Origin of the sequence: Sporolactobacillus nakayamae (assembly GCF_900113325.1) — a bacterium.
GTDB lineage: Bacteria > Bacillota > Bacilli > Bacillales > Sporolactobacillaceae > Sporolactobacillus > Sporolactobacillus nakayamae.
Map to the genome: position 1 here is coordinate 21198 of NZ_FOOY01000034.1, position 6000 is coordinate 27197.

Genomic DNA, 6000 nt, shown 5'->3' on the forward strand with positions numbered 1-6000 from the left:
AATATTTGATTGATTATATTAAAAATAGTTACAATATGTATTTAAAAGTTAAATTTATTTTCATTTTGAACAGCGAGGAAGTGAGGCTCTCGATCGAACATTCTTTAAAGATTGAGTATCGCAAACCATTTGGGCAGACTCAGAAAAAAGGGTCAATAATGATGAAAAAGGTGAAAAGTATAACTGGGCCATGACTGGCACCGTATGGATTGCACATGAAATGGCGGATGAACCGATGTGAATGAAGCAGCACTACAAGCATTTAGCAAAAAGAAAAATAGTTAGCACACATTCTCTAATCCGGATTTACTTAAAGATTCTAATGTAGATATATCAAGGCCCTGCAGGCAAACAAACATGTTTTCTCTGAGAAAACAATAACAGTTAATTCTCTACAATTAAATCATGTTAAGCAACTTGCTGATGAAAAAGGATTGATTGTGACCGAGTGCTTAACGGTTATTACACATGCCGCTGTATAAAAAAGTAAAAGAGCGGGTCAATTCCGGCAGTTTAAAAGATTACGATGCTAAAAATCGCTTCCTTAATAATAAGGATTTAGCGGGTGGCGCGCTACTCGATATTGGCGGTTTTGCCACAGCCTTCGCACATTCATTTTTGAAAGCGTAGCCAAATGTTCTGACAACAGTTAACTATTTTGAAGCAGGTGTAGATGAACAATTGGGCATCATCTTAAAAAATCCAGATGATCAACTAGCTGTTATGGCCCTGTCAATGTGTGCCAAACAGCCTAAACGCGGAGTGATTTCGGGCACCAAGGGATGTATTGAAATATCGAATTACCCGCGAGCCACAGAAGCCGCGCATACTGAAACACATGAAGTGATCACTGCTGGAGATACATCACTTGCCCTGCAATACGAAGTTCAAGGCATGCAAAGATATATTGACCAAGGACATGATGACGGCGAATTTGCATTGTCGGTAGATAGCATGGATATCTTAACAAACGTTCGAAATCAATGGAGAATGAAGTATCCGTTTGATCGCTCACGCCTGTTAAAATAATGGCTCTGAGAAAGTCGATTAATAGTTTCATTTTATATCAACATTAAATGTAATCGGTTTCAATCGTGACAGTGTTCCGTATTTGAAATCCTTGCCGAAAGTAACTTACCCTGTTATCTATGGGTGGGAGGATAAAGTATAAAACTAATGCCGTTGTCTGATGCATGGCTGTTGAAAAACTCAATTTATTTTATTTTTATAGAGCATTAATTGTCACCATCTGCACGATTCGATGACGCTGTCATCTAAGAACATGAGGAGTGAATACAAAATGAAGATTACCAATCTGATGATTGAGCATGCAATGGTGATGGATATGCAGGCGACAACAAAAGACGACGCCATTGACGAGCTCGTCGCCAGCCTGGAGAAGAACGGGAGGATCAATGATCCAAAGCTCTTCAAAGAAATGATTCTGAAGAGAGAGGTGGAATCGAGTACCGGAATCGATAACGGTATTGCTATGCCGCATGCGAAAACCAAAGCGGTCAACAAGGCAACTGTTGTGTTCGGACGTAGCAAGAAGGGCATTGATTACAAAGCGCTTGACGGCAAACCCTCTAATCTCTTCTTTATGATTGCCGCACCGGAGGGAGCAGCCAATGTTCATTTACAAACATTGGCAGCGCTCTCTAGATTGCTGATCGATGAGGCGTTTGTCGCTAAAGTGAAACAAGCCGAGACACCGGCAGAAGTTGCTCAGTTATTTGACGAAAAGCAGGCTGAAAAAGAAGAAGTGGAAAAGAAGGAAGCTTCCCAGACGGCTTCGGAAGTGACAGCCAATGAAAATTTTGTCGTTGCGGTCACCGCATGCCCCACAGGCATCGCCCATACCTATATGGCAGAAGATGCATTGAAGAAAAAAGCCGAAGAGATGGGTGTTTCGATCCGAGTTGAAACAAATGGCGCTGACGGTGCGAAGCATGTGCTCACCCGCGATGAAATCGCACGCGCGGCCGGAGTCATTGTAGCAGCGGACAAAACAGTGGAGATGGCCCGCTTTGACAACAAGAAGGTACTGCAGACGCCAGTCAGCGATGGTATCCGCAAACCGGAAGAATTGATTTCAAAAGTATTGAATGGTCAGGCACCGGTGTACCATGCAGAAAGCGGCGCGAGCTTTACTGAAACAGACAGTGCAAACAGCGTTTGGAGCAGAATATATAAAGACCTGATGAACGGTATTTCTCATATGCTCCCCTTTGTTGTCGGTGGTGGTATTTTACTCGCCATCTCCTTCATGTTTGAACATTTAGGCAAGGACAATACAGTGTATCAAATGCTGAGTGCAGTTGCCGGCGGACAAACCGGTGCCTTTCACTTTCTGATTGCGATTTTGGCCGGCTATATCGCCGTCAGCGTCGGCGACCGTCCCGCCTTAATGCCCGGTGTTGTCGGAGGATTTATGGCCTACTCAGCGAACGCCGGATTTCTTGGCGGCCTTGCTGCCGGATTTTTGGCCGGATGGGTCATTATCCTCCTGAAAAAAGTATTTACCGGCCTTCCCAAAACGCTAAACGGTTTGAAAGCAATTCTAATTTATCCAGTGTTCGGTTTACTTATTACCGGCGGTCTCATGTATTACATTCTCGATCCAATCTTTACATGGATCAATACGGGCATGATCGGCGCACTGAGTCATCTCGGCACGGGGAACGCTGTATTGCTTGGCCTTGTCCTTGGCGGAATGCAAGCTGTTGATATGGGCGGCCCTGTAAACAAAGCAGCTTATACTTTTGCGATCGGCGTATTTACCAGTGGCGCGTCAAACGGTGGGTTGATGATGGCCGCAGTAATGGCTGGCGGCATGGTTCCCCCGCTTGCGATCGCTCTAGCTACAACTTTCTTCAAAGCGAAATTTAATGAAGAAGAGCGTAAAGCAGGAATCACGAACTATGTTCTTGGGCTATCTTTTATTACTGAAGGTGCCATTCCGTTCGCTGCGTCCGATCCTCTGCGGATTATCGCATCAAGCATTGTCGGTTCAGCGACCGCGGGTGCTCTGACGCAATTATGGAACGTCAACATTCCAGCACCGCATGGCGGTATCTTCGTAGTTGCCCTGAGCAATCAACCATTTTTGTTTATCACTGCGATTCTAATCGGTGCTGTGATCTCCGGTCTGATTATCGGCTTCTGGAAAAACCCCTTGGAGAAGCGGACAAAGCAGGTACAGCGAGTAACAGATTAATATAATGGAGCAAGTGAAGATGTATAGGATGCAAAAAATATATATAGGAGCACAGAAAAAACCGGCCAATGGCCGGTTTTTTCAGTCCGCCAGGCATTGATGACAGCTAGGCGGTGGAAGTCCGCTGCAGAACTTGAGAAGCGATTTTCACACTTTGTTTGACCGTGGTTATATCACCCTCGATGATTCTCTAACGGTAGCAGTGAGTCATCATATAAAAGAAAATTTCGGCAATGGCAAAGAGTATTATGCCTTTCACGGCAGCAAATTGGCTGTTGTTACTGAATGCGGTGATCAACTTCCAGATCGGCATTACTTGGAGTGGCACAATGAGAATGTTTATTTGGGATAACAAGTACTATTCAGATGAATCCGGTAAGAAAGGTTAAGGTACTATTTATGAAAAAACAAATGTTTAAAAAACAGTTTATTAACGCATATCGTTCCGCGGGGCTTTGGTTTGTCACTCTTTATATGGAAGCATTCTTAAGAAGAATTGATGAATTGCGCGACCGCAATAAAAAAACAAAATTAATTGAAGAAATCTATAATAATGGTGAAGGACCTGATAAAGACGAAAGCGGTACTTGAACAAGGGTCAGTTTCTTGCACCGAATCATTGAAGCAGGCAGAGTAATAGAGGCTTTAGAAGTAGCGGCTGATTCTGAAAGATTAAGAAATGATTTTCCTGATGCTGCATATCAAGCGAAAGACTTATTGAAAAGAATCAAGGATGGTGAATTCGTCATACCGGAATAAATCTGCCTATTTTTTTAAATTAGCCAGTCTAAGAGGGATGAATGTGGAGCTAATTAGCAAAAAAGAATTATTAAAGGAATTTGAAGTGAAAGCCAGCTTTTATAACATGAAAATTGGTCACAAGATATTTGAGTGCAGAAATCAAGCCAGGATAAAACGAATAGGAAATGATGCGGTGTTAAAAGCGATCACGGGCAAATCATGAGGATCTGCTTGTTTTAAAGCCTTTGATGTGGAGATCATGAACATTGATATAGGGACAAATAGGGAGTTATTAATGGCAACACAAAGAAGACAGTATCGGTAAAAGTATATGGGATTGCGTATTCTTGTTTCATAACTACTGACGCGCCAATAAATGTACCACCAACGCCATTATTTTAACCCCCGAACGCCAATGAATGTACCAGAAAAAGACAAAGTTGTTTACCATCTGACCGCACCTATGATACGCTCACTTTTATAGTTATTCATTTTGACGGCTCGTTCCCTGAATTATTGAACAGAAAGGTGTTCCTCGATGACCGATGACAAAACGAACCCAAGGGTTGATGAATTTTTACAGAAGCCAAGCAAGTGGATGGAATGCTATGAGCGGCTCCGGGCGATGGTGCTTGACTGCGGGCTGACTGAAGATTTTAAGTGGATGCATCCGTGTTACACTTTTAATGGGAAAAATGTTGTGTTGATTCACGGGTTTAAAGATTATTGCGCGCTGCTGTTACATAAAGGTGCGTTGTTGAAGGATGCGCAGGGTATTCTTGTTCAGCAGACGGAGAATGTTCAGGCGGCACGCCAGATTCGCTTCACCAATGTTCAGAAAATCATTGAAATGGAAGCTATCTTGAAAGCTTATATTCGTGAAGCGATTGAGGTTGAAAAGGCGGGTTTAACCGTAGAGGTTAAAGAGCGTCCGGATGTCGGTATTCCTGAAGAACTGAAAAGCAAGTTTGATGAAATGCCGGAGCTGAAGACAGCTTTTGATGCGTTGACGGCAGGACGGCAAAAAGCTTATTTTCTTTATTTTTCTAATGCTAAACGGTCGGCAACGCGCGTGTCACGGATTGAAAAGTCGATGGAGAGAATTCTTAACGGCAAAGGATTAATGGATTGTGTTTGCGGTCATTCAAAGAAAATGCCTAATTGCGATGGCTCGCACAAGTTTTACCGATGAAGGTCACTCAAGCATTAAGACTTTAGTGACAGCGTCTTTCGAAGGATTAATCCATCTTTTCGTAAACATTAGAAAACTTGTCTTCGCCAAGCCTCTGGCAAAGGCGAAGACTTAGTTGCGCTTATACTATACTCCGCTGAATTTTAAATTTTCTTATAGTAAAAAAAGGGTAGCTCAGTTTGACAGCGACTGTCCTTCATTTGGTTTCCGAAAACGGGATCTATACCCACCGTCTTTAGACGGGATCCAAATTGTTTTTTGCTTTCCATTTATGATGTAACTTACTGGGTTTTATCACGACAAAAAAATGTGTTGACGAGATATTTCATACGTGTTAAGATATTTCTTGTCGCTGAAACACGACGAAAAAAAGTATTGACTTCCTGATGGAGACATGTTATTATTTAAAGGTTGCTGTTAGGAATGATGCAACGAAGAATGTTCCTTGAAAACTAAACAAAAGCCAAGCGTGATTTAAAAAGGGTTTAACCCCTGATAAATTCAAATTGCTATGGATCTTATGAACGAACTTCCACAGGATGTGGTGACTTCCGCGTTATGCACAGGACGTGCATGACTTTAGCGGAAGATCCGCTCCTTTGGAACTGAAACAAAACTGTGTTATAAAGCAAGACACTTTTTGGAGAGTTTGATCCTGGCTCAGGACGAACGCTGGCGGCGTGCCTAATACATGCAAGTCGAGCGCATTGAAGGGAGCTTGCTCCCGGATGTGAGCGGCGGATGGGTGAGTAACACGTGGGTAACCTGCCTGTCAGATTGGGATAACTGTGGGAAACCGCAGCTAATACCGAATGATCCCCTGCACCACATGGTGCAGGGTTGAAAG

The 6000-nt window shown here is 43.0% G+C and carries 9 protein-coding genes and 1 rRNA gene; all 10 read left to right on the forward strand.

Annotated features, from left to right (window positions below; translation table 11 throughout):
* Positions 1-377 precede the first annotated feature (377 nt).
* Positions 378-482: a hypothetical protein gene (locus tag BM003_RS18165; protein ID WP_342742025.1), complete on the forward strand. Its 105-nt coding sequence runs from the start codon at positions 378-380 to the stop codon at positions 480-482.
* Entirely contained in the window at positions 469-630 is a 162-nt protein-coding gene (locus tag BM003_RS18025; protein WP_245734337.1) for a hypothetical protein, read from the forward strand. The genes BM003_RS18165 and BM003_RS18025 overlap by 14 nt, the downstream gene beginning before the upstream one ends.
* 51 nt (positions 631-681) lie before the next feature.
* Positions 682-1029, forward strand: coding sequence for a hypothetical protein (locus BM003_RS18030; protein ID WP_093674712.1), 348 nt, complete (start codon positions 682-684; stop codon positions 1027-1029).
* A 271-nt stretch (positions 1030-1300) separates the two neighbouring features.
* Complete coding sequence (locus BM003_RS16405; RefSeq protein ID WP_093674713.1) at positions 1301-3220, forward strand: PTS fructose transporter subunit IIABC; 1920 nt, start codon at positions 1301-1303, stop codon at positions 3218-3220.
* Between the two features lie 233 nt (positions 3221-3453).
* Positions 3454-3609 (forward strand): hypothetical protein, encoded by a 156-nt coding sequence (locus tag BM003_RS17770; RefSeq protein WP_177184845.1) that lies wholly within the window; start codon positions 3454-3456, stop codon positions 3607-3609.
* Positions 3610-3619: 10 nt separating this feature from the next.
* On the forward strand, positions 3620-3811 hold the full coding sequence (locus BM003_RS16415) for a hypothetical protein (protein ID WP_093674714.1): 192 nt from the start codon (positions 3620-3622) through the stop codon (positions 3809-3811).
* Between the two features lie 15 nt (positions 3812-3826).
* Positions 3827-3979: a hypothetical protein gene (locus BM003_RS17775; protein ID WP_177184846.1), complete on the forward strand. Its 153-nt coding sequence runs from the start codon at positions 3827-3829 to the stop codon at positions 3977-3979.
* Between the two features lie 43 nt (positions 3980-4022).
* Positions 4023-4184, forward strand: a complete 162-nt coding sequence (locus BM003_RS17780; protein WP_177184847.1) for a hypothetical protein — start codon at positions 4023-4025, stop codon at positions 4182-4184.
* A 315-nt stretch (positions 4185-4499) separates the two neighbouring features.
* Positions 4500-5153, forward strand: coding sequence for a DUF1801 domain-containing protein (locus tag BM003_RS16420; protein WP_093674715.1), 654 nt, complete (start codon positions 4500-4502; stop codon positions 5151-5153).
* Positions 5154-5790: 637 nt separating this feature from the next.
* Positions 5791-6000: ribosomal RNA gene (locus BM003_RS16425) — 16S ribosomal RNA — on the forward strand; the annotation flags it as partial.